This is a genomic window from Antarctobacter heliothermus (assembly GCF_002237555.1).
In the GTDB taxonomy this organism is placed as follows: Bacteria; Pseudomonadota; Alphaproteobacteria; order Rhodobacterales; family Rhodobacteraceae; genus Antarctobacter; species Antarctobacter heliothermus_B.
Genome location: NZ_CP022540.1, coordinates 2258697 through 2280543 on the forward strand (window position 1 = coordinate 2258697; position 21847 = coordinate 2280543).

General features: G+C 60.8%; 19 protein-coding genes. 7 read left to right on the plus strand and 12 right to left on the minus strand.

The window, feature by feature from the left end; genetic code table 11:
* Window positions 1–25: 25 nt before the first annotated feature.
* On the plus strand, window positions 26–865 hold the full coding sequence (locus ANTHELSMS3_RS10755) for a universal stress protein (protein WP_094037056.1): 840 nt from the start codon (window positions 26–28) through the stop codon (window positions 863–865).
* Window positions 866–943: 78 nt separating this feature from the next.
* On the opposite strand, the gene ANTHELSMS3_RS10760 is transcribed toward ANTHELSMS3_RS10755, so the two are convergent.
* Window positions 944–1867: a PhzF family phenazine biosynthesis protein gene (locus ANTHELSMS3_RS10760; RefSeq protein WP_254694924.1), complete on the minus strand. Its 924-nt coding sequence runs from the start codon at window positions 1865–1867 to the stop codon at window positions 944–946.
* Window positions 1851–2600: a transcriptional regulator FnrL gene (gene fnrL, locus ANTHELSMS3_RS10765; protein WP_094037057.1), complete on the minus strand. Its 750-nt coding sequence runs from the start codon at window positions 2598–2600 to the stop codon at window positions 1851–1853. Before fnrL ends, ANTHELSMS3_RS10760 begins: the two co-directional genes overlap by 17 nt.
* A 62-nt stretch (window positions 2601–2662) precedes the next feature.
* Between fnrL and hemN the strand changes: the two genes are divergently transcribed.
* Window positions 2663–4018 carry an oxygen-independent coproporphyrinogen III oxidase gene (gene hemN / locus ANTHELSMS3_RS10770; protein ID WP_094034868.1) on the plus strand — a complete coding sequence of 452 codons (1356 nt, stop codon included), beginning with the start codon at window positions 2663–2665 and terminating at the stop codon, window positions 4016–4018.
* Between the two features lie 25 nt (window positions 4019–4043).
* On the opposite strand, the gene ANTHELSMS3_RS10775 is transcribed toward hemN, so the two are convergent.
* From ANTHELSMS3_RS10775 to ANTHELSMS3_RS10795, 5 genes are all read right to left on the minus strand, one after another.
* Window positions 4044–5633 carry an ABC transporter ATP-binding protein gene (locus ANTHELSMS3_RS10775; protein ID WP_094034869.1) on the minus strand — a complete coding sequence of 530 codons (1590 nt, stop codon included), beginning with the start codon at window positions 5631–5633 and terminating at the stop codon, window positions 4044–4046.
* A complete protein-coding gene (locus tag ANTHELSMS3_RS10780; RefSeq protein ID WP_094034870.1) occupies window positions 5630–6817 on the minus strand; it encodes an ABC transporter permease in 1188 nt (395 codons plus the stop codon). The genes ANTHELSMS3_RS10775 and ANTHELSMS3_RS10780 overlap by 4 nt, the downstream gene beginning before the upstream one ends.
* 3 nt (window positions 6818–6820) lie before the next feature.
* On the minus strand, window positions 6821–7909 hold the full coding sequence (locus ANTHELSMS3_RS10785; protein ID WP_094034871.1) for a microcin C ABC transporter permease YejB: 1089 nt from the start codon (window positions 7907–7909) through the stop codon (window positions 6821–6823).
* A 1-nt stretch (window position 7910) separates the two neighbouring features.
* Entirely contained in the window at window positions 7911–9854 is a 1944-nt protein-coding gene (locus ANTHELSMS3_RS10790; protein ID WP_094037059.1) for an extracellular solute-binding protein, read from the minus strand.
* A 233-nt stretch (window positions 9855–10087) separates the two neighbouring features.
* Entirely contained in the window at window positions 10088–10600 is a 513-nt protein-coding gene (locus tag ANTHELSMS3_RS10795; RefSeq protein ID WP_094037060.1) for a c-type cytochrome, read from the minus strand.
* 124 nt (window positions 10601–10724) lie between these two features.
* Here ANTHELSMS3_RS10795 and ANTHELSMS3_RS10800 point away from each other — a divergent pair, with 124 nt between their 5' ends.
* Window positions 10725–11558, plus strand: a complete 834-nt coding sequence (locus tag ANTHELSMS3_RS10800) for a prephenate dehydratase (protein WP_094034872.1) — start codon at window positions 10725–10727, stop codon at window positions 11556–11558.
* Window positions 11559–11806: 248 nt separating this feature from the next.
* Here the strand turns inward: ANTHELSMS3_RS10800 and ANTHELSMS3_RS10805 are convergent, their stop codons facing one another.
* A complete protein-coding gene (locus ANTHELSMS3_RS10805; protein ID WP_094037061.1) occupies window positions 11807–12262 on the minus strand; it encodes a methylated-DNA--[protein]-cysteine S-methyltransferase in 456 nt (151 codons plus the stop codon).
* Window positions 12262–13428: a 4Fe-4S double cluster binding domain-containing protein gene (locus ANTHELSMS3_RS10810; RefSeq protein ID WP_094034873.1), complete on the minus strand. Its 1167-nt coding sequence runs from the start codon at window positions 13426–13428 to the stop codon at window positions 12262–12264. Before ANTHELSMS3_RS10810 ends, ANTHELSMS3_RS10805 begins: the two co-directional genes overlap by 1 nt.
* A 105-nt stretch (window positions 13429–13533) precedes the next feature.
* Here ANTHELSMS3_RS10810 and ANTHELSMS3_RS10815 point away from each other — a divergent pair, with 105 nt between their 5' ends.
* Both ANTHELSMS3_RS10815 and ANTHELSMS3_RS10820 read left to right on the plus strand, forming a co-directional pair.
* Window positions 13534–14487, plus strand: coding sequence for an NAD(P)-dependent oxidoreductase (locus ANTHELSMS3_RS10815; RefSeq protein ID WP_094034874.1), 954 nt, complete (start codon window positions 13534–13536; stop codon window positions 14485–14487).
* 94 nt (window positions 14488–14581) lie between these two features.
* On the plus strand, window positions 14582–15061 hold the full coding sequence (locus tag ANTHELSMS3_RS10820) for a hypothetical protein (protein ID WP_089277451.1): 480 nt from the start codon (window positions 14582–14584) through the stop codon (window positions 15059–15061).
* Window positions 15062–15155: 94 nt separating this feature from the next.
* On the opposite strand, the gene ANTHELSMS3_RS10825 is transcribed toward ANTHELSMS3_RS10820, so the two are convergent.
* From ANTHELSMS3_RS10825 to ANTHELSMS3_RS10835, 3 genes are read right to left on the minus strand one after another with little or no spacing between them, the layout of a single operon-like run.
* Window positions 15156–15707, minus strand: a complete 552-nt coding sequence (locus ANTHELSMS3_RS10825) for a TadE/TadG family type IV pilus assembly protein (protein WP_094034875.1) — start codon at window positions 15705–15707, stop codon at window positions 15156–15158.
* Between the two features lie 12 nt (window positions 15708–15719).
* Window positions 15720–16253 carry a TadE/TadG family type IV pilus assembly protein gene (locus ANTHELSMS3_RS10830; protein ID WP_094034876.1) on the minus strand — a complete coding sequence of 178 codons (534 nt, stop codon included), beginning with the start codon at window positions 16251–16253 and terminating at the stop codon, window positions 15720–15722.
* Complete coding sequence (locus tag ANTHELSMS3_RS10835) at window positions 16250–17893, minus strand: TadE/TadG family type IV pilus assembly protein (protein ID WP_094034877.1); 1644 nt, start codon at window positions 17891–17893, stop codon at window positions 16250–16252. Before ANTHELSMS3_RS10835 ends, ANTHELSMS3_RS10830 begins: the two co-directional genes overlap by 4 nt.
* A 350-nt stretch (window positions 17894–18243) precedes the next feature.
* Here ANTHELSMS3_RS10835 and ANTHELSMS3_RS10840 point away from each other — a divergent pair, with 350 nt between their 5' ends.
* Together ANTHELSMS3_RS10840 and ANTHELSMS3_RS10845 are read left to right on the plus strand one after the other, a co-directional pair.
* Entirely contained in the window at window positions 18244–19698 is a 1455-nt protein-coding gene (locus ANTHELSMS3_RS10840) for a Glu/Leu/Phe/Val family dehydrogenase (RefSeq protein WP_094034878.1), read from the plus strand.
* Between the two features lie 204 nt (window positions 19699–19902).
* Window positions 19903–21810, plus strand: coding sequence for a TadE/TadG family type IV pilus assembly protein (locus tag ANTHELSMS3_RS10845; RefSeq protein ID WP_157733481.1), 1908 nt, complete (start codon window positions 19903–19905; stop codon window positions 21808–21810).
* The last annotated feature ends 37 nt before the right edge of the window (window positions 21811–21847 follow it).

Here is a 21847-nt window from a genome sequence, read left to right on the forward strand (position 1 = left end):
GACGGAAATGCAGACGGAGATGCACATGTACTTTAAATCTATCCTGACCGTGGTAACGGACAGCGAGTTGCTGCCTTCCACCATCTCGCACGCCGCGAGTTTAGCTGAATCCTACGACGCGCATCTGACCGCCCTTTGTTTCGGCGTCGACCGAACCCAGACCGGCTACTACTACGCCGGGGCCAACGCGATGGTTCTGCAGGAAACGCTTTCGCGGGCCACCAAAGAGGCCGAGGCGCTGGCCGCCGACGTCCGCGAGGCACTGGGACGGACCAATGCGGTGTGGGGCGTGGACCACGGGGTTGCGCAACTGGCTGACATCGGACGTCATGTCGCGTCGCGCGCCCGGTTCTCTGACCTCGTTGTTTTGCCGCAACCCTATGGCGACGGCAAAGGCGTGGAACTGGAGCCCGTGCTTGAGGGGGCACTGTTCGACGGTCAGGTGCCGGTGCTGGTCGTGCCCGACAACGTCGAACCCAAGGCGCGACCTAAACGCGTGGTCGTTGGCTGGAACGAGGGCAACGAGGCGCTGCGCGCCCTGCGCTGCGCCCTACCTTTGCTGACCACAGCCGAAAATGTCCATGTGGTTGTGATCGACCCACCCAAGCACGGACCAAACAGATCCGATCCAGGGGGGATGGTGTCCGAATTCCTTGCCCGCCATGGGGTCAAGACCGAGGTAGACGTTCTGGCCAAGACGTTGCCGCGCGTATCGGATGTGCTGCTGCGCCATGTGTCGGATCTGGACGCCGACATGGTTGTCATGGGGGCTTACGGGCATTCGCGTTTTCGCGAGGCCATCCTTGGCGGCGCGACGCGCAACATGCTGGAACAGGCGGGTGTGCCGGTCTTCATGGCACACTGAAACAAGGCGCACTGTATCGCAAGACGGCGCTCCACCACGGGGCGCCGTCTCTTGACGTCATTGACCTGTGGTCTCGGTTCAGTCGGTGGGCGCTGTGATGTAGCCTTCACTGATCGGCACCGCAGATCCGCCGACATAAACGGCCTGAAGGGCGTCACCCTTGGTCACGATGCGCAGATCGATCTGACTGGGTCGGCCCATGTCGGCCCCCTGAAGCAGGCTCAGACAGGTTTCGCCCTCAGACAGGGTTCCGGCGCTCAATAGTTGCGCGGCAAAAATGGCAGAAGCCGATCCGGTTGCGGGGTCTTCGGGGATACCATCGCCGGGCGCGAACATTCGGGCAGAGAAATCAACACCGTCTCCTTTGGTGTACAGGTAAAGTGCGTTCACCCGAGTGGCTGCGGTCAATGCCTCCCATGCAGCACCAGTTGGACGTGCGGCCGTCAATGCATGGTGATCGCACACCGGCGCATAGGCAAACGACGGTCCGCCCTGCCAAAGCCCTGGCCGGTGCGTACCAAAACCGATTTGCCCCGGCGACAGGCCAAGGGCTGCGGCGATCGCCGCGTCGTCTGGCATATGGCCGGCCTCGACCGCATGTGGCAGGATCGGGGCGCGAAACTCCGCTGCGATCCGGCCGTCCTTTCGCCAGACTCGCACCGGGACAAGCCCCGCGACCTCTTCCAGCGTAATCTCGGTTTCAAAGTCGCACAATGGCGCCGATTCCAACGCCAGGTGAATGGCGCAGCCGATGGTCGGATGTCCGGCAAAGGGGATCTCTGCCGTCGGAAAGAAAATTCGGACGCTGGCTGAGTGCGTCGGATCGGCAGGACGCCGCACAAAAATCGTCTCTGACAGGTTGAATTCTCGCGCAATGGTCTGCATCGCGGAGTCGCTTAGCCTGTCTGCGTTTTCGACAATCGCCAGCGGATTGCCGGAAAATGGCGTTTCCGTAAAGACATCGTAGGTGACGAACGCCAGTTTGTCAGACAAGCAATCCACCGTCCGCATCATCGCCTGCTTCTTCCATCAGGCGGGCCATGTCTGGCACGGTGACTTGGCGTTTGCCTTCCAGTTCGATCACTCCGTCCTTGCGCAGGGCAGAGATTTGGCGACTGACAGTTTCCAGTGTCAGACCCAGGTAATCGGCCATGGCCTCACGCGTTAGCGGAAGGTTGAAGGTGACACTGCCCGTGCCCGATCCGCGCATGTTCAACGTGGCATCGCGGCGCGCGATGATCGACAACAGCGAAGCGATCTTTTCGCGTGCCGTCTTGCGGCCCAGTACCAGCATCCATTCGCGCGCGGCATCCAGTTCATCCAGCGTCATTTCCAGCAGGCGCTGGGCAATATGCGGCGTGCGGTGCATCATGTCCTCGAAAGGCGAGCGCCGAAAACAGCACATCACCACATCGGTTGTCGCGACGACATCATAGGCTGCGGTGTTGCGGCCCGGACGCCCGACAAAATCGCTGGGGAGCAACAGACCAACCATTTGGGTGCGACCGTCCTCCATCGCCTGGCTGAGCGTTGCGATTCCTGACACGACGGAGCCGACAAAATCCATCCGGTCACCAGCCCAGATGATCGACTGGCCGGCTTGGAATTTGCGATAGTATTTGATCTGTTCGAGTTTTTCGAGCTCATCGCTTTCACACCGTGCGCAGACCGCTCTGTGTCGGATCGGGCAGTCGCTGCAATCGGGCGCTATGGAAAAACTACGTTCATTCAGCATCAGAATTGCCTTTTTGATCTGCGTCAAGGCTCTGCGGTCTTTCGCAGCCTAACCGTACTTTCATGACGAAGCGAACACAACTCGCGCGGCTGGGCCTCTTCGACGCCAAAGTGCCGCGATACACATCATATCCTACAGCGCCCCACTTTGATGGGGATGTCGGACCCGCACTATATCAGGACTGGATCCGCTCCATTCCTGAAAATGGTAACATATCCCTCTATTTGCATGTTCCATTTTGCCGCAGACTCTGCTGGTTCTGTGCTTGTCGGACGCAGGGAACGGCCACCTTGGGCCCGGTAGAGGCTTATGTAGGCGATCTGCAACGAGAACTTGCGCTCTTGCGCACTGTTTTGCCGCAGGGTGTGCGGCTGTCGCGACTGCATTGGGGGGGCGGGACACCCACACTGTTGTCGCCGGACCTGATGAAACGGCTGATGGACTCGATTCGCGAGGTTGCCGACTTTGCCGAAGGGTATGAATTCTCGGTCGAGATCGATCCGAATGAAATCGACGAGTCGCGGCTGGACGTCCTTGCCGCAAGCGGCATGAACCGGGCCTCCATCGGGGTTCAGGATTTCGATCCGCAGATCCAGGCGGCCATCGGGCGTGAGCAAGGATATGAACTGACCCGCGACACGGTTGAGATGATCCGATCGCGTGGCGTCCACAGCCTGAACGCCGACATTCTGTTTGGGCTGCCCTTTCAAACGAATGCAAGGATCACCGAAACGGTGCAGAAATTGCTGAGTTTCGCCCCGGATCGGGTGGCCTTGTATGGTTATGCGCATGTGCCGTGGATGGCAAAACGCCAGCAATTGTTGCCCTCCGAGGCCCTGCCCTCGCCTCAAGAGAGGCTAGAGTTGTTCGAAACCGCCCGGCGGCTATTTGTCTGGGACGGCTACGATGAAATCGGAATCGATCACTTTGCAACCAAAGAAGACGGTCTGTCGGTGGCAAATCGTGAAGGACGGCTGCGGAGGAATTTTCAGGGCTATACGGATGACGTATCGGACTACCTGATCGGGGTAGGGGCCTCTTCGATCTCGAAATTTCCGCAAGGTTTCGCGCAGAATGCATCTGCCACATCCAAACATGTGGCCGCGATCCGCGACGGTCAATTTTCGACCGCCCGAGGGCATATGCTGAAGGGTGAGGATCAGATGCGCGGACGCTTGATCGAGGCGCTGATGTGCGATTTCCGGATTAATGCGGATGAGATCCTGCGGGATTTCGACATCTCGCGGGAACGCCTGTTTGAAATGTTCCGCGACGCGAACGCATCGTTCGAGAACATCATGGAAATCACCGAGGACGGGCTTTTCCTGCCCGAAGCGGCACGCCCGCTGACCCGCATGGTGGCGCGGGCTTTTGACGGCTATGAGCTAAGCCGGGCCGGGCATTCCAGCGCAATCTGAACTGGGGCGGGCTGGGCGCCCTGCCTTATGCGATGTTGAGCGCCGCCGCCAAGAGCGTGCGGGTGTATTCGGTTTGTGGGGCGTTAAAGATGTCCTGCGCAGAGCCGTATTCCACCACATCACCCTGTTTCATCACGATGACCTTGTGGCTCATCGCACGGATCACCTTGAGGTCGTGCGAAATGAACAGGTAGGCAAGGTTGTATTTACGTTGCAGGTCGCGCAGCAGGTTCACGATCTGGACCTGCACCGTCATATCCAATGCCGAGGTCGGCTCATCCAGCACCAGCAGGCGTGGGCGCAGCACCATGGCGCGGGCGATGGCGATGCGCTGGCGCTGACCGCCGGAAAACTCATGCGGATAGCGGTGCATGGTCATCGGGTCCAGACCGACCTCTACCATGACCTCGGCCACCAGTTCGCGGTGCGAACGACCATCTGGCGCGCCATGCACCTGCAGCCCTTCGGCGATGATCTGTTCGCAGGTCATGCGTGGACTGAGCGACCCATAGGGGTCCTGAAAGACAATCTGCATTTCAGAGCGCAACTTGCGCAGTCGCTTGGTCGACCAAGCGTTCACGTCCTGTCCCCGGTAGGTGATTTGCCCCTCAGAGCTGATCAGACGCATGATTGCCAGCGCAAGTGTTGTCTTGCCTGACCCGCTTTCACCCACGATCCCCACTGTCTCTCCTGCGCGCACTGCGATCGAGGCGTCGTTGACTGCCTTGACGTATCCCACTGTGCGTTTCATCAGCCCGCGCTGGATCGGGAACCAGATCTTGAGGTTGTCGGTGCTGGCGATCAGTTCCGCGCCTTCATCCACCGGGTCGGGCGTGCCGGTGCTTTCGGCCGACAACAGCATCTGCGTGTAGGGGTGTTGCGGGTTGGCAAAGATTTCCGAGGTCTTACCCTGTTCGACGATCTCGCCATTCTTCATCACGCAGACCCGGTCGGCGATCTTGCGCACGATGCCTAGGTCATGGGTGATGAACAGCAGGCTCATGTCTTCGGCCTCTTTCAGGCCGGCCAACAGATCGAGAATCTGCGCCTGAATGGTCACGTCCAACGCGGTTGTCGGCTCATCCGCGATCAACAGTTCCGGCCCGTTGGCCAGCGCCATGGCGATCATCACGCGCTGGCGTTGCCCACCCGACAATTGGTGCGGGTAGGCCCCCAGTCGCGATTCCGCGTCGCGTATGCCGACCTTGGTCAGCAGTTCGATGATGCGGGTGCGGGCGGCATCGCCACTAAGCCCCTGATGTAATTCAAGGCTCTCACGGATCTGCTTTTCCAGCGTGTGCAGCGGATTGAGAGAGGTCATCGGCTCTTGAAAGATAAAGCTGATGTCGTTGCCGCGCACGTCGCGAAGGTGCTTGTCCGTCGCACCGATCATCTCGGTCCCGTTGTACAGAACCGATCCCTGAACACGCGCGGAATCGCCCAGCAAGGATACCGTGGACAACGCGGTGACAGACTTACCCGACCCGGACTCGCCCACCAAAGCGACGGTTTCGCCTTTTTCGATCTCAAAGCTGACGCCCTTGACGGCCGGGATAGTCACGCCGTCCTGACGAAAGCCGACCTTGAGGTCGCGGACCTGTAGCAAAGCGCTCATGAGAAGGTCTTTCTGGGGTCAAAGGCGTCACGCACCCCTTCGAAGATGAAGACCAGCAGCGACAACATGATCGCGAAAACCGCGAAGGAGGTGAAGGCCAGCCAAGGTGCCTGCAGGTTCTGTTTCGCCTGAAGCGTCATTTCCCCCAATGAGGGGGAAGAAGACGGCAAGCCGAAACCAAGAAAATCCAGACCCGCCAGTGTGCTGATTGTTCCAGTCACGATGAAAGGCAGGAAAGTGACAGTGGCCACCATGGCGTTGGGCAACATGTGACGGAACATGATTGTCCAGTTCGACACTCCCAGTGCCTTGGCTGCGCGGACGTATTCCAAATTGCGGGCACGCAGAAACTCTGCCCGCACCACGCCCACCAGAGCGGTCCAGCCAAACAGGATCGTTAGAAAGACCAAAAGCCAGAAACTTCGCCCCAGAATCGCGAAGAGGATGATGATGATATACAGCGAAGGCGTCGCGCCCCAGACCTCGATCACCCGCTGAAAGACCAGATCCAGCCAGCCGCCGAAATAGCCCTGCAGCGCCCCGGCGGTGATGCCGATGAGAGAGGCGCAGACCGTCACGATCAGCGTAAAGATGATGGAAAGGCGGAACCCGTAAATCACCCGTGCCACGACATCGCGTTTGGTGTCATCCGTGCCCAGCCAGTTCTGATCGTTGGGGGGCAGGGGGGCCGCGCCGGGACGGTCCACCGGGGTGTCATAGCTGTAGGGAATCGGTGGCCAAAGCAGCCAACCTTTTTGAAAGCCATCGTCGGTCAGAGTGCCGGCTCTGGCGTCCTCGATCATGCTATCGGGGTCGTCAAAACACCGTTCCAGCCCGCCGGTGGTGATCAGGCAGCGCACCTCCGGGTCGCGGTACGCGGCCTCTGTGCGGAAATCGCCACCAAACTCTGTCTCCGGGTAAAAGTTGAAAATCGGTGTGTAATACTCACCCCGAAAGTTGACCAGGATGGGTTTGTCGTTGGCGAGGAACTCGGCGAACAGCGACAGACCGAACAGAAACATGAAGATCCACAACGACCACAGCGCCCGGCGGTTGCGTTTGAAGTTGTTCCAACGCCGTTTGTTGAGCGGTGAGAGGGTGAACAGACCCTTTTGGGGCTCTGGCGGAACGGTGATGTCCGGGTCCGCCTTGGGAGTCGTCTCTGGTTGAGGAGTGGCAACCATCTATCAGCCCTCCCGCTTTTCAAAGTCGATGCGCGGATCGACAACGACGTACATCAGGTCGGAAATCAATCCGACGACAAGGCCGATCATCGACGTGATGAACAGCGTGCCAAAGATCACCGGATAGTCGCGCGCCACAGCCGCCTCAAATCCCAGACGCCCCAGACCGTCGAGGCTAAAAATGGTCTCGATGATGATCGAGCCGCCAAAGAACACGCCGATAAACACACCCGGCAGCCCGGCAATCACGATCAGCATCGCGTTGCGAAAGACGTGGCCATACAGCACACCCTTTTCCGACAGGCCCTTGGCGCGGGCGGTCATGACGTACTGTTTCTTGATCTCGTCCAGAAAGCTGTTCTTTGTCAGCAATGTCAGCGTTGCAAAGGCCGAAATGGTCGAGGCAAAGATCGGCAAGGCAATATGCCAGAAATAATCGACCACTTTCATGAAGATGTTCATCTCTGCCCAGTTATCAGAGGTCAGCCCCCGGATCGGAAAAATCTGCCAATAGGAGCCACCGGCAAAGAGCACCAGCAGCAGGATGGCAAAGAGAAAGCCGGGGATGGCGTAGGCGACGATGATCACGCCGCTGGTCCATGTGTCAAAGCTGGTGCCATCCTTGACCGCCTTGCGAATGCCCAGCGGGATCGACACGAGATAGGCAATCAGCGTCGACCACAGGCCCAGCGAGATCGACACCGGCATCTTTTCCAGCACCAGATCGATCACACCGATGGAACGGAAATAGCTCTCTCCGAAATCCAGCCGCATGTAGTTCCACATCATGTTCAGGAACCGTTCCAGCGGCGGCTTGTCGAAACCGAACTGGCGTTCGAGATCGGCGATGAACTCTGGCGGCAGGCCACGGGCACCGGCATAGGCGTCGTTGCCTCCGCCCATGGTGCCGGCCTCTGGCGTTTCTGATGCACCGGCGAATCCGCCGAAGACATCGCCCTGACCCTCGATCTGGGCGATGATCTGTTCAATCGGGCCGCCGGGGACAAACTGCACCAGAACAAAGTTGATGATCATGATCCCCAGAAGGGTGGGGATAATGAGCAGGAGGCGGCGGAGGATATAGGCTCCCATGTCAGTCTAGGTGACCTTTCGCCTTGAGTGCTGCGGCCTTTTCAGGATTGACCCACCAGAAGCTCAGGTAGCCCAGATCGTAGGGCGGGATGGTCTCCGGGTGTTCGTACATGTCGAAATAAGCCACCCAACTGTCCGCGATATACCCCGTCGGGATCACAAAGAACTCATATCGCAGCGCACGGTCCAGAGCCATCAGCGCCACGTCTGTCTCATCCTGGCTTTCCGCGACAAAGCTGGCGTCGATAATCGCATCCACCAGCGGGCTGGCCAGACCGGCGGGGTTGAACAGGCTGAATTCGGCCTCGGCGGACCCGTACATCTGGGTCAGACCGCCGCCCGTCGACAAAAAGCTGCCGTAGCGGGTGGAATACAGGATGTCATAGTCCCGTTCGCGGCGGCGCAACGTGTACTGCGACGGATCGACTTTTTCAAAGCTGGCATCCACGCCGATCTGGCGCAGGTTCTGTACAAAGATGTCGTGCATCCCCTCGACAGAGGACTCGATGTTCGACGGGATCAGCATGTTGACCTTGAGCGTCTCACCCTTGTCGTTGCGCGCCAGCCCGTCCTGACCCACGGTCCATCCCGCCTCTTGCAGCAGCCCCATCGCCTCTCGCCGTGTGCGGCGCGACGGGAGACTGTCAGAGGGATCAGAGACGTGCATGGTCCAGACGTCTTCGGCAAGCAGGTCTTCGGGGACGACATCGCCCAATGATTTCAGGAATTCCAGCTCCGCGCCCTCGGGCTTTGCCTTGGCCTCGACATGGGTGCCTTCGACAAAGGAACTGCGCGTTGTGTACAGGCCGTGCAGCAGCGACTCGTTCGACCATTCAAAGTTGAAGGCCAACGCAATCGCCTCGCGCACGCCTTTGTCGGCGAACTGCGGCTTGGCAAGGTTAAAGACAAAACCGGTGGGGTTCGGCGGGCTGCCGTCCGGGATTTCCTCCAGCTTGACGATGCCTTGCTTGGCCTTGGGAAAATCGTAGGCCGTGGCCCACTGCTTGGGGTCGCTTTCGATCTTGAAGGTATATGCCCCCGCCTTGAACGCCTCAAATGACGCGGTCTGATCGGCAAAGTATTCGACCTGAATGGTGTCGTAGTTATAACGCCCGACGTTATACGGCCGATCTTTGCCCCAATAATCCGGGTTCCGCTTGTAAACGATGCGGCGGTTCACGTCGAAACTGTCCAGCTTGTACGGCCCGGACCCCATCGCCACCTCAAGGCGCGGTTCATCCAACCGGCGGTTTTCCAGATCGGCCTCGAACCATGCCTTGGAAAAGACCGGGGTAGAGCCCACAGTTTCGATCCGCGACCGTTTGGTGAGTTCAGAGTTGAAGGTGAATTTCACCGTGTAGGTGTCCAGCGCCTCGACGCTGTCGATCATGCGGCCCACGGCCTGTGCGTATGACGGCAGGCCCTGCGTGACGAACAGCTTGTGGGAATAGATCACATCCTCTGCCGTGACGGGCGAGCCATCCCAAAATGTCGCGTCCTCGCGCATGTGAAAGATCACCCAGTCGCGGCTTTCGGGGTATTCGATGCTTTCGCACAGGATGCAGTAGTACTGCCCGACCGAATCCTCTGTCGATTCAATCAACTGGTCGTATTGCAGGGTTGTCAGGGCACCGGGGCGCCCCTTGCGCGAATAGGGGTTGAGGCTGTCGAAGGTGCCCGTTGCACCTAGCACCAGTTTGCCGCCCTTGGGCGCGTCGGGGTTGACGAAATCAAAGTGGCTGTAGTCCGCCGGATAGTCGAGATTGCCGAAGTAGGAGTAGCCGTGCGCCGTGATGACATTGTCATCGCTGTCTTGCGCCAGCGACGCGACACCCCAGAGCGCGAGCCCGATGGCTAGCGTTCCGGTTGCTATGAGACGCAAATCCACTGCGGGTCGCGTTCGCACGGCGCTGCGGTTTTGAGGACGTTTGGCCTGGATCGTCATCGTCATCTCCCTGTCGCCCTGTCACCCGGCGGGTCTGCCCGGCAATTTGGCGGTCTTCCTGCTTAGTTCTAAGCTAAGTTTTCCGCGAGACCACATTCAAGTCGAGATTACGGAAACGTCAACGGCGCGAAGGCGCCGAGGCGGGGATATGTATGTGACATGCGCACGAAAAAGGACCGCCCAAACCGGACGGCCCCAATAACTGGCCCGATCTGGACCAGAACGCGATGTGATCAGCCGCCGGTAGTTTCAAGATACGCGATCAGGTTCACGCGATCTTCGGCCTTTTTCAAACCGGCAAAGCCCATTGTGGTGCCGGGGGCAAAGCCTTTGGGGTTTTCGAGGAAGGCAAAGAGGTTTTCCGGCGACCAGACGTCTGCAACTTCGCTCAGTTTGCCCGAGTAGTTGAAGCCATCGACAGCGCCCACGTTCCGCGCCACGACGCCGTCAAGATGCGGGCCGGTTGCGTTGCTGCCGTCCAGCTTGTGGCAGGCGCGGCATTTGCTCCAGACCTTTTCGCCCTTGCCGGCATCGGCTGCGGCCATGAGCGCGGCAAAGTCCACTTCGACCGCTTCGACCGGTTCCGCCTCTTCGACCAGAATCGCGAACCCTGCGGCGTGCTCTTCTTCGCCGTGGCCGCCGCCCGTGTGATACAGGCCCTCTGCGGCCCATTTGCCCATCAGGAAGATCAGCAAGGCGCCGCAGACGCCGCCGACGATCTTGGTAAAGGTCATGGTATCGAACATGGGAAGCCCTGCTTGTTTTATGTCGGTGTCGGGCGCGTATCTATTGCTTTCCATCCCTCTGGGCAAGCGGTAGAAGGCGCGACCAATCGCCCGTTTGTACGGGTCGTGTGACGAGGGGCCGGAAATGACGCAACGGATTGCCTTTCAGGGAGAGTTGGGCGCCTATTCCCATCAGGCCTGCACAGAGGCCCGCCCGGGTGCGGACGTGCTGCCTTGCCGGTCGTTTGAGGACGTGATTGCAGCGGTGCGCGGCGGACAGGCCGAACTGGCCATGCTGCCGGTCGAGAACTCGACCTATGGTCGTGTGGCCGACATTCACCGTCTGCTGCCCGAAAGTGGCCTGAAGATTGTTGGTGAGGCTTTCGTTCGCGTTCATATCAGCCTCATGGCGCTGCCCGGCGTTCAGGTTGAAGAGCTGGCGCGGGTGCGGGCGCACCCCGTCTTGTTGCCGCAGGCGCAGAGCTTTTTGACGAAATACGCCATTCAGGGCGTGGCGGCCCCTGACAGTGCGGGGGCGGCGGCGGAACTGGCGCGGACCGAGGCGCGTGATGAGGGGGTTCTGGCGTCGGATCTGGCGGCGGAGATTTATGGGCTGCACATTCTGGCCCGTCATATTGAGGACCACGCCCACAACACCACGCGGTTCCTGTTGATGGCCCCCGATCCGGACACATCGCGGCGGGGCAGCGCGCGGATGATCACGACCTTTGTCTTTCAGGTCCGCAACATTCCGGCGGCGCTGTATAAGGCGATGGGGGGCTTTGCCACCAATGGGGTCAACATGACCAAGCTGGAAAGCTATATGGTGGGCGGGTCTTTCACGGCGACTCAGTTCTATGCGGATATTGAGGGGCACCCCGAGGATCCGGGTGTTCGGCGGGCGCTGGAAGAGCTGGACTATTTCACCGACATGCTGGAGATTCTGGGCGTTTATCCGCGTGATCCACGTCGGGATTGAGGCACGGAAAATGAGGGTGTCCACGCGTGGACAGATCCTCGGCTTATAAAAAATCAATGGGTTGCAGAGGCGTTTTTACCTCTGCTTAACCTTTTGGCCCGCTGCGACAATCTTCAGGTGCGAGGTTGCGCGCCCCGGAGCGTGTCGCGTTCAATTGAATTCATTCGTCGGGCTGAACGTGTTGTGCTTTGCAAACGCTGTCTCAGCCCGACGAAAGCATTGCTGACTCCGATCAAACGCGACACGCCTTAGATCAGCAGCCCGCCCGCGCCTTCGTGCCGCAAAAGCCAGACCTTGGTTTCGACGCCTGTGCCGCCGGAAAAACCGCCCAATCCGTTGGCGCCCAGTACCCGATGACACGGGATGAGCAGCGGGATGGGGTTGCCGCCACAGCCTCGGCCAACAGCCTGTGCAGGGGCGCCGAGGGCCTTGGCAATCTCACCGTAGGTGGTGGTTTCGCCAAAGGGGATGGCGGCGATTTTGGCGCAGACCTGTTGCTGAAAATCACTCGCCGCAACCGTCAGGGGCAGGTCGAAATCCGTCAGCGTTCCGTCGAAATAGGCGGCGACCTGTTCGGCGGCGCGGCGCAACAGCGGTGTGTCGTCGGCGGCCGTGCTAGTGATCCATGTCGCACTTGTGATCTGGCCACCGGTTTCAGTGATCTCAAACGGGCCGGTGGGTGTGGCGACGCAGAGGCGGGGCATCAGCCTGCCCACCAGTTTTGCGGTTTGACGCGTGCGCCGTGATCCCGGGCCAGCCAGAGCGCGAGACGGCGAAACCGTGACAGGGCCAACCGTCGCCAGACCCGTGCCGTCCAATGGGTATAGTCGCGGTTGAAGGGGCAGACCCGCAGGCAGATGGCGCAGTCGGAAGCGAGCTTGGCCCAGAAGCCGAAGCATTTTTCCGCATCCGAGGTCCATTTGCGCACGCCTTTGATGGCAGAGCGGTTGGGGCGGTCAGTCGAGGGCGCGCCATAGGGCAGGGCGGCCACCGGGCAGGCATCGGCGCATTTGGTGCAAATGTCGCAAAAGGCGGCCACACCCAAGGGTCGCGGCGTGTCATGGGTCAGAGGCAGGTCGGTGAAGATCTTGGAGAACCGCAGGCGCGGGCCAAGTTGCGGGGTGATCACCAATTGGTTGCGGGCGTATTCGCCCAAGCCCGCCTTGACCGCGTAGGGAATGACCAATGCGGTGTCGTTCATCGAGGCCACCGCCTGATAGCCAAGGTTGCGGATGAAGGTGGCCAGTTGCAGTGCCACAGCCGCCTCATGGCTATACGCCTTGCCAGTTGCGGCCCCCGCCAAGGCCGAGGGGTAGGTGGCGACCAGATCGGCGTCCATCTCATGACCCAGCACGATGACGCTGGTCAGCCCCTCTGGCAGGTCGTGCGGGGCCTCTGACATGTCGCGGGTGTCGACGCGGGCGGAGTAAAGCCAGCGGCGGTCGAAATCGGTGATGCCGCAAAGCTGCGCACCAAAGAATCGCGCGGTGCGTTTGACCTCTGCCGCCATGCGGGCCGGATCATCGACGGGGACGCGATCAGGGGAGACGGGGGTGTCGGCGCTGAGCGCCGCCTGAAACCCCTCACGCCGACCTTGGGCGGCGTGGCGGTCGGTCATGATGTCGGAAATCAGCCAAGACGCGTTGCGCAGGGCAAAATCGCGTTGGGTAAAGCCGTCTCCGCGTCGGGGCGCGGCCTCGATCCTATAGGAGGCGAAAAACGCGTCGGTGCGCGGGGAGCGGACGGACTCGTCCCACATGGCGCGGCTGAAGATGTCGTCGCGCTGGGCGAAGGGTTCAAAGGTTTCGTCCACCTCGATCCCGGCGGCGGCGTCGTCTGCGTGCTTTGCGCTGTTGGCGGGCCATGTCATGCGGCAACGCTAGGCGCGGGCGACGCTGCGCACAAGAAACATGTCGCTATCGGGATTGACCCCCGCGCGCCTGCACCGAAGGTTGGGCGCAAACAGGAGGGCATCATGGCCACGGGATTTATCGGACTGGGCGCGGTCGGCGCCAAACTGGCGGGCAACCTGCACCGCAATGGCGTGGCCTTGCGGGTCTTTGATCTGGACCCCGCCAAGATGGCGCAATTCGTTGAGGCCGGGGCCGAGGCGGGCACATCGGCGGCGGATGTCATGGCGGCCTGTGACATTGTCATTACCTCTCTGCCCAGCCCGGCGGCCTCGGAGGCGGTTCTGGCGCAGATGTTGCCGGAAATGGCACCGGGCAAGACATGGGTCGAAATGTCGACCACCGACCCGGCCGTGATCGTGGAACAGGCGGCACGGGTTGCGGCCAAGGGGGCGATTGCGGTCGAGGCACCGGTGTCGGGCGGCTGTCACCGGGCAGCGACGGGCAATATCTCTGTCTTTTGTGGCGCGCCGCGCGCGACCTTTGAGGCGATTCTGCCGCTGTTGACGATTCTGGGGCGGCAGGTTCTGCACACCGGCGACGTCGGCACCGCGTCCAAGCTGAAGGTGATGACCAACTATCTGGCCACCGCAAACCTGCTGACGTTGTGCGAGGCGCTGACCACCATGCAGGCCGCCGGGCTGGACATGGCCACGACCTATGAGGCGATCCGGGTGTCCTCTGGCACGTCGTTTGTGCATGAAACCGAAAGCCAGTTGATCCTGTCGGGCAGCCGCGACGTGGATTTTGCGCTGGATCTGGTGATGAAGGATGTGGGCCTGTTTCAGGCGCTGGCCGATGCGCATGGCGTGCCTCTGGAGCTGTCGCCGCTGGTGATTTCGATGATCAAGGACGGGCAGGCGCGGTTTGGCGCGCAGGCGCAGTCCGACCGGATGATCGAGCGGCTGGAAGAGGCCACCGGCCTGTCCGTGCGCGCGCCGGGATTCCCGCAGGAGTTGGTCGACGATGAGCCGCCCGCGCGCGGGGCCGAGGTGATTGTGCGCCGGGAGACCGTGTAGCGCCGCCAAGAATCCGGGGCCGCGAAGCTATCCGGGGCTTTCCCCTGTGCGATGCGCCCAGTAGGAGGGATGAGCGCAATGGCGGGGAAGAGACATGGCACAGGAAGAACTGGCACGGATCACGGCCTCGGCCTCGCGGCGGGTGATCGGTGTGGGCTCTATGATGGGGCTGGGGGCGTTGGTGGTCTATGTGGCCCTCAGCACGCCCGAGATGGCCCTTGGCTGGAAGGCCGTGTTGGTTGCGCTGGGCATCGTCGGGCTGGTTCTGGCGCAGTTGATGTGGCAGTCGACCGGCCATGTGCTGATCCTGACCGAAGAGGCGCTGACCGACAGCGACGGCACGGTTGTGGCGCGGCTGGAGAATGTGGCCAAGGTGGACCGGGGCATGTTCGCGATGAAGCCGTCGAACGGGTTTCTGGTGATCCTCAAAGAGCCGGGGCCGCGCGCGTGGCGGCCGGGCCTGTGGTGGCGGTTGGGACGGCGGGTGGCCGTGGGCGGTGTGACCGCCGGATCGCAGACGCGCCCGGTGGCTGACGTGATGATCCATCTGCTGCACAACCGGGACAACGGGTAGGCAGCGGGACGGGGCCGACGGATTGGACTTGATCTGACGAAAAAGGGCTGCGGTCGATGCCGCAGCCCTTTTTGTTTTGCAGTCGGGTCGGAGGTCAGGCCGATTGATCGTAGACCACCTGCGGCGCATAGCGCGGGCGGGTAAAGCTGTAGGTGCGGATTTCAAAGGCATCGAGACCCACGCTGATGGCCGGATTGTAGGCATCCCAGGTTTCCACCATGATCAACTGGTCGCCATTGGTGCCCGAGGGCAGTTTGTCGGCGTAGGTGGTCAGGTCGCCGGTGTTGAGCACCGGCTGATCGCCGCGTTCATCGGACCAGACCACGCTCCAGCCGCCATGGCTGTCGCTGTACTGGACCACCGTGACGCGCAGGTCGCTGTCTGCGCCGTTGGTCTTGGTCAGGTGACGCAAGAGGCCCTGGGCGTTGGTGAGGTAGTCCGGGGTGATCGCCGCCGTTTCGCGTGAGATCATGTCGCCGATCACATAGTTGGCTTTTTGGTTGACCGCCTGCTGGCGGAAGGCGTCGAAGTAGGTCCAGCCGACGCCAAACAGAAACAGCAGCGCAGGGAAGACGATGACCGCCTCGACGTTGACGAACCCACGGGTGTCAGTCGCGAAACGCTTGAGGAACGAAGGAAGGCGCATGGCTGGATCTCCTCAGCTGGGTTCGTAGACAAAGGCAGAGGTCGACACGATGGCGGTATAGCCCTCGTCGTCCTTGGGCAAGCTGGCGTTCAGCGTGGCCGCCGGGGTGGCGGGACGGAACTTGAAACAGGCGCGCAGGAACATCAGCTGCCCGCCGCCGCCGTGGCTGAAGGCGCGTTGCGGTGTGGCCTCTTGGCTGACGTCGACGCAATCGGCGGTGGCTGGCGGTTCAGCGTAGTTGCGCATGTTCAGCGGGACCATCTCAAGGTGCAGCATGCTGGTGCAGTTTTGCAGCACAGTGGTCTTGTCACAGATCGCCGCCTTGAGCGCGTCATGGGTGGGCGCGGTCACGCCGATCTTGACCTCACGCACGGTCTGATCCAGCGCGCGTTCCAGTTGGGTGTGGCGCACGGTGATCGTACCGATTTCGACCGTGGACACGATCAGGCCGACGAACAGCGGTAGCCACAGAGCGTAGGGGACAATGGCGTTGCCGGCCTCGTCGGCCCAGAAGCGGCGCAGGGGGGAAAGAAAGGCGCGGGTCATTGGGTCAACCTCAGTTGGGTGATGGTGTTGGCGATAGAGGCAAAGGTTTCTTCGAGGTCGGCTCCGTTGACGTCAAAGAAGTGGGCGGGCGACGAGGCGCAGTTGCGCATGGCATCCAGACCGCGCTGCGGTGCCTCAAATCCGATGGCGAAGACAACGACACCCTGTGCCTTGGCCGCGTCGCAGATGCTTTCGAGGCGGTTGTCGGCCGGGTCCGCGCCCACTGTGGCCTCATAAGCGTAGTAGATGTCGCTGTAAGTGCTGTAGGTAACGTAGCCATCATAATAGGGACGCTGGTACATCTTGCTGCCGACGGCGCGTGTGCCGAAGCGGGCGAACAGTTCGGCGTTGGTCATGCGGCGGGCGTTGGAACCACCGTCGGGCGTGCCACGATAGCGGTAACTCGACGAATATCCCTCATAACGCTGCCAGAAATAGGTGTCGTTGTCGCTGCCTGTGTTGTCGACCACGCGCAGTGAGAACCGGTCGTCCGACGGATCGCTGTTGCCGCGTTCGTCGATCCAGACGTCCGAATACCCGTATTTGTGCTGTGGTTTCAGGTCGTATTGGGTGGTGTTTTCACCGTCGGTCATGATGACCACATATTTTGAGCTTTCCGGGTCCGCGTAGGACGCCGGACGCACGGCGAAATCCGGATCGACCAGCCCATCGTCGGACATCGCGGCAATCGCCGGGCGCGCCGCCGGATCAAGCAGGGCGGCCCCCCATTTCATCCCAAGGTCGATGGCAGTGTTGCCGCCTGCATTCAGAGAGTCGATGTGGGCCTTGAGCGTCGCGGGATCGGACCGATGCGCGATGACGGCGCTGGTGTCGCCGGTGCGGCACCAGGGGCTGGCGATCTCTGTGGAATTGACGTTGGTCGAGTTCAGATCGAAATGCGCAAGGCGGGTCAGTTCCTCACTGGGGGAGATTGCCGCCTGATCAAAGTCGGATTGGTCGAACGTCACGCAGTTTGAATAGTCATGCAGGTCGTCCAGCGTGAAATAGCTGGCCGTTGTGGCGCCGAGGTTCACGGTCGCGTTGTAGGGCACGATGGATATCGTGGTTAGCGCCTGACCGTCCTCCGGCATCATGATGTCGACAAAGCTGCGCGCGGCATTGCGCATGTTGATGATCTTGCTGTTCCAGCCCATCGAGCCGGACACATCGAGCACCATGGAAATTTCGATATTGGCGGTGGCGTGTTCGGCGGTGGCCCTGCCGAAGGCGTCCAGCGTGTCGACCCCAATCAGCGACATGAAGTCGGATGAGATGGCGGACTGACCGATGGCGGACACCCGTTTGGCGGTCATGCTCTGCTCGACGTCAATCGAGGTCAGCGCTTCGCCCAGCCCCATGGCGGCAAAGTACTCTTCGACAACCTGCTGGGGCGCGATGGTGTTTTCGATGTTGGCGGCGGCCAGCACGGCGCGGTCCAGTGTGTTCTGCACTTTGATGCGCTTTAGCTCGGCGTGCATCATATCGATGCCGACCCCGCCAAAAACCATCATGACCAGCGATCCAACGATGGCGAGGTAGGACATGTTCCCGGAGGTATCTGCGGCAAACGCGCGAAGGCGCGACGAGAACGCGAAGCGGCTGTCTATGACGCCGGTCAGGCTGGTGGTCGATTTCAACATTTTGGCACCTTTTCAACCGCGTCGCTCAGCACCCCCATGCCGCGACCGGTTCAGTTTGATGACAATTTTATGCCATTTTAAAATGGCCAAACTTGGGCAATCGAACCCGTCTTTGCCTTGTTTCAGACGTGGCCCGCGCCACAGTGGGGCATGAATCGCAGGGTTTGTTTCAAACTTTCAGGCTAATCCGGGCCTTGTGCGGCTGTGATCCGGTCGATGCACGATTCGGGCAAAAGCAGGGTTGGGATGTGGCAGGGGCCGGGCTAGGCTTGGTTTTGCGGGTTCCCGTCAAGAGGAGCCACAGGCGCAGGGCGTATAGTCCGCGCGCGCAATGGAAAGGAAGGAAACCCATGTCCATCGCAAAATCCCGACCCGTCGTACCCTTGAACGAGCCGACGTTTCGGCAGTCTGTCGATCTGATGTACAACCGCGCCGTGGCGCTGATGGACCTGCCGCCGGGACTCGAGGAAAAGATCCGGGTCTGCAACGCCACCTATACGGTGCGTTTCGGCGTGCGGCTGCGCGGCAAGATCCAGACCTTTACCGGGTATCGGTCGGTGCATTCCGAACATATGGAGCCGGTCAAGGGCGGCATCCGCTTTGCCACCTCTGTCAATCAGGACGAGGTCGAGGCGCTGGCCGCGCTGATGACCTATAAGTGTGCGCTGGTGGAGACGCCGTTTGGCGGCTCCAAGGGCGGGCTATGCGTTGATCCGCGGCAGTATGATGAACATGAGATGGAGCAGATCACCCGCCGTTTTGCCTATGAGCTGATCAAGCGCGACCTGATCAACCCATCGCAGAACGTGCCCGCGCCTGACATGGGCACCAGTGAGCGTGAGATGGCATGGATCGCCGACCAGTACCGGCGCATGAACACCACAGACATCAACGGCAACGCCTGCGTTACGGGCAAACCCACCAATGCCGGGGGTATTCAGGGCCGGACAGAGGCGACAGGGCGCGGCGTGCAATACGCGTTGAAAGAGTTCTTTCGCCATCCCGAGGACATGGCCAAGGCGGGCCTTGACGGCACGCTGGACGGCAAGACGGTGATTGTTCAGGGGCTCGGCAACGTGGGTTATCACGCGGCCAAGTTCCTGCAGGAAGAGGACGGCGCGCGGGTCATCGGCATCATCGAACGCGACGGCGCGCTGTTCAATCCGGCGGGGTTGAACGTGGAGGCGGTGCATCAGTGGATCGTCAAACATGGCGGCGTGACGGGGTATCCCGATGCCAACCACACCGCCGAAGGCGCGGCAGTGCTGGAGGAAGCGTGTGACATCCTGATTCCGGCGGCGCTGGAGGGGGTGATCAACCTGGGCAACGCCCACCGGATCAAGGCCTCGATGATCATCGAGGCCGCCAACGGGCCGATCACGGCGGGGGCCGACGACATCCTGCGCGAAAAGGGCACGGTGATTATCCCCGACATGTATGCCAACGCAGGCGGTGTGACGGTGTCCTATTTCGAATGGGTCAAGAACCTCAGCCATATTCGATTTGGCCGGATGCAGCGCCGACAGGAAGAAGCCCGTCATGAGCTGATCGTGCGTGAGCTGGAGCGGCTGGACCGCTATCTGGGCGATGCGTGGTCCATGTCGCCGGACTTCAAGGCCAAGTATCTGCGCGGCGCGGGAGAGCTGGAGCTAGTGCGCTCGGGTCTCGATGACACCATGCGGATCGCCTATCAATCGATGCGTGAGGTCTGGCACAGCAGGCCCGACGTGACCGACCTGCGCACCGCCGCCTTTATCGTGGCAATTGGCCGGGTCGCGGCGAGTTATCGCGCCAAGGGGCTCTGACTCTGATGCGGATCTGGTGAACAGGGCGGCCCGAGAGGGTCGCCCTTTTCGATTGAGGCAGAGAGGATGCGGCGCGACTTTGTCAAAAATCCTCGGCGTTCGCCACATTCTCGCCGCAGTCCTGACCAGAGCCTTGACCGAATCTTACCCGAAAACGGCCTCTGTACCGCGCACCAATCCCGGCGGCGTCAACGGAGACCCATCATGGCACGATTTGCATTCTCCCCCCGTCCGGCCCAGCTGCGCGCCTCCGGCGCGATCGGGCGTTTTTGCGATAATGATGGGGGCAACATCACGATCTATTCCGTCTATATCGTGCTGCTGACGCTCACTATCATGGGCGCGTCGGTCGATCTGATGCGGCAAGAGGCGTCGCGTGCCCGGCTGCAGACCACGCTGGACCGCGCGGTTCTGGCCGCCGCCGATCTGGATCAGTTCCAAACGCCCAGCGACGTGGTGAGCGATTACGTCGCCAAGGCCGGGTTGGACAGCTACGTCACAGGGGTCGACGTCACGCTGGGCCTGAATGAGCGGACGGTCAGCGCGGATGCCGCCTCTAGCCTGTCGACGATCTTTCTGCGGATGTCGGGACGCGACATGTTGCCGGCGAACGCACTGGCCACCGCCGAAGAGCGGATCGCCAATGTCGAAATCAGCCTTGTCCTCGATGTGTCGGGGTCGATGCGCTACGACGAGCGGATGGACAACCTCAAGCCGGCCGCCAAGGCCTTTGTGGAAAAGGTCATGTCCGGCGGCACTGAAAGTGTTACGACCCTGAACCTGATCCCCTTCGCCGGGCAGGTGAACCCGGGCGACATCATGTTTGACTATTTCCTTGGCAAACGACCCAAGATCAAGGGCAACAACGGTTGGGGCAACGGCGATCAGGACGCGCCCGGCGGGTCGCTGTGCAACAACAACGCCGAAAACTACGATGAAGGACTGGCCGACCCTTCCTGCGCGGATGGCGCGGACGGACCTGTGGCGGGGGGCTTTTTCTCAGCCTGGCCGCAGGCGATCTCGAACGTTGTGGTCTATTTCGACACCGATGGCGACGATATCTATGATGTCGCCCACAAGATCGAGGATTTCCCCGAGGACGCCCCGCGCGATGCGGACGATTTTTTCAAGGGGGCGGTGGCCTACTTGATGGCACAGGACAGCGACCTGACCGATCCGGCGCAGTTCCTTGGCATCTCGATCAAGGGCGGCAAAGAAAAGAACCGCTATTTCCAAGTCAAAGGTAACCTGAACGGCGCCACCTCTGATCTTGGCCCGACCAAGAACAAAGGCAAGATCCCCGGCAACACCTATTCCTATTCGCAGATTGACTATCTCCTGTGGGAAGCGGCCTATGCCGGTCCCGAGGCCGAAGAGACCGGCCCGGCGGTCAACGTCAACATGCCCGGCTCTTGCGTCGAGATTGACGGTTTCGAATTTGCCAACTCCAGTCTGCCACTGTCCGATGAATACGTTCCGATCTTTCACCATTGGGCGATTGACCCTTCGGTCATGGACTGGGGCTGGTGCCCGGGCGAACAAATGGCCATTCAGTATTATTCTGATAACGCCGCAAGCCTGACGCAGTTCATTGACGACATCCGGATGCATGACGGCACGGGTGCGCAGTTCGGCATGAAGTACGCATTGGCGCTGCTGGACCCCACAACCCGCGATGCGGTCAGCCACCTGATCGACGCGGGCCTGATCGAAAGCCGCTTTGAGGGGCGCCCGATTGACTGGCACGACCCGGAGACCGAGAAATACATCGTTATGATGACGGACGGGCAGGTGACCGACCAATTCCGGCCCAACGATCCCGATGCGCCAATCAATGGTGAGGTCGAACTGCTTGATCAGGGCGCGAGCAGCTACAACGTTCGCACCGCCCGGGCCGCCAACCTCGACCATCTGTATCAACAGTGTGAGCTGGCGCGCACGCGCGGGGTGACCGTCTTTACCATTGCCTTTGAAACCACAGTGCAGGCGGCCGAGGAAATGCGCCTGTGCGCCTCTTCTGATAGCCATTTCTTCCATGTTCATGGCGGGGAAATTGTTGACGCCTTTGACAGCATCGCGCGTCAGATCAACAATCTAAGGCTTATCCAATGAACTGTGTATCTGGGCGTTTACTCGGCGTTAACTATTC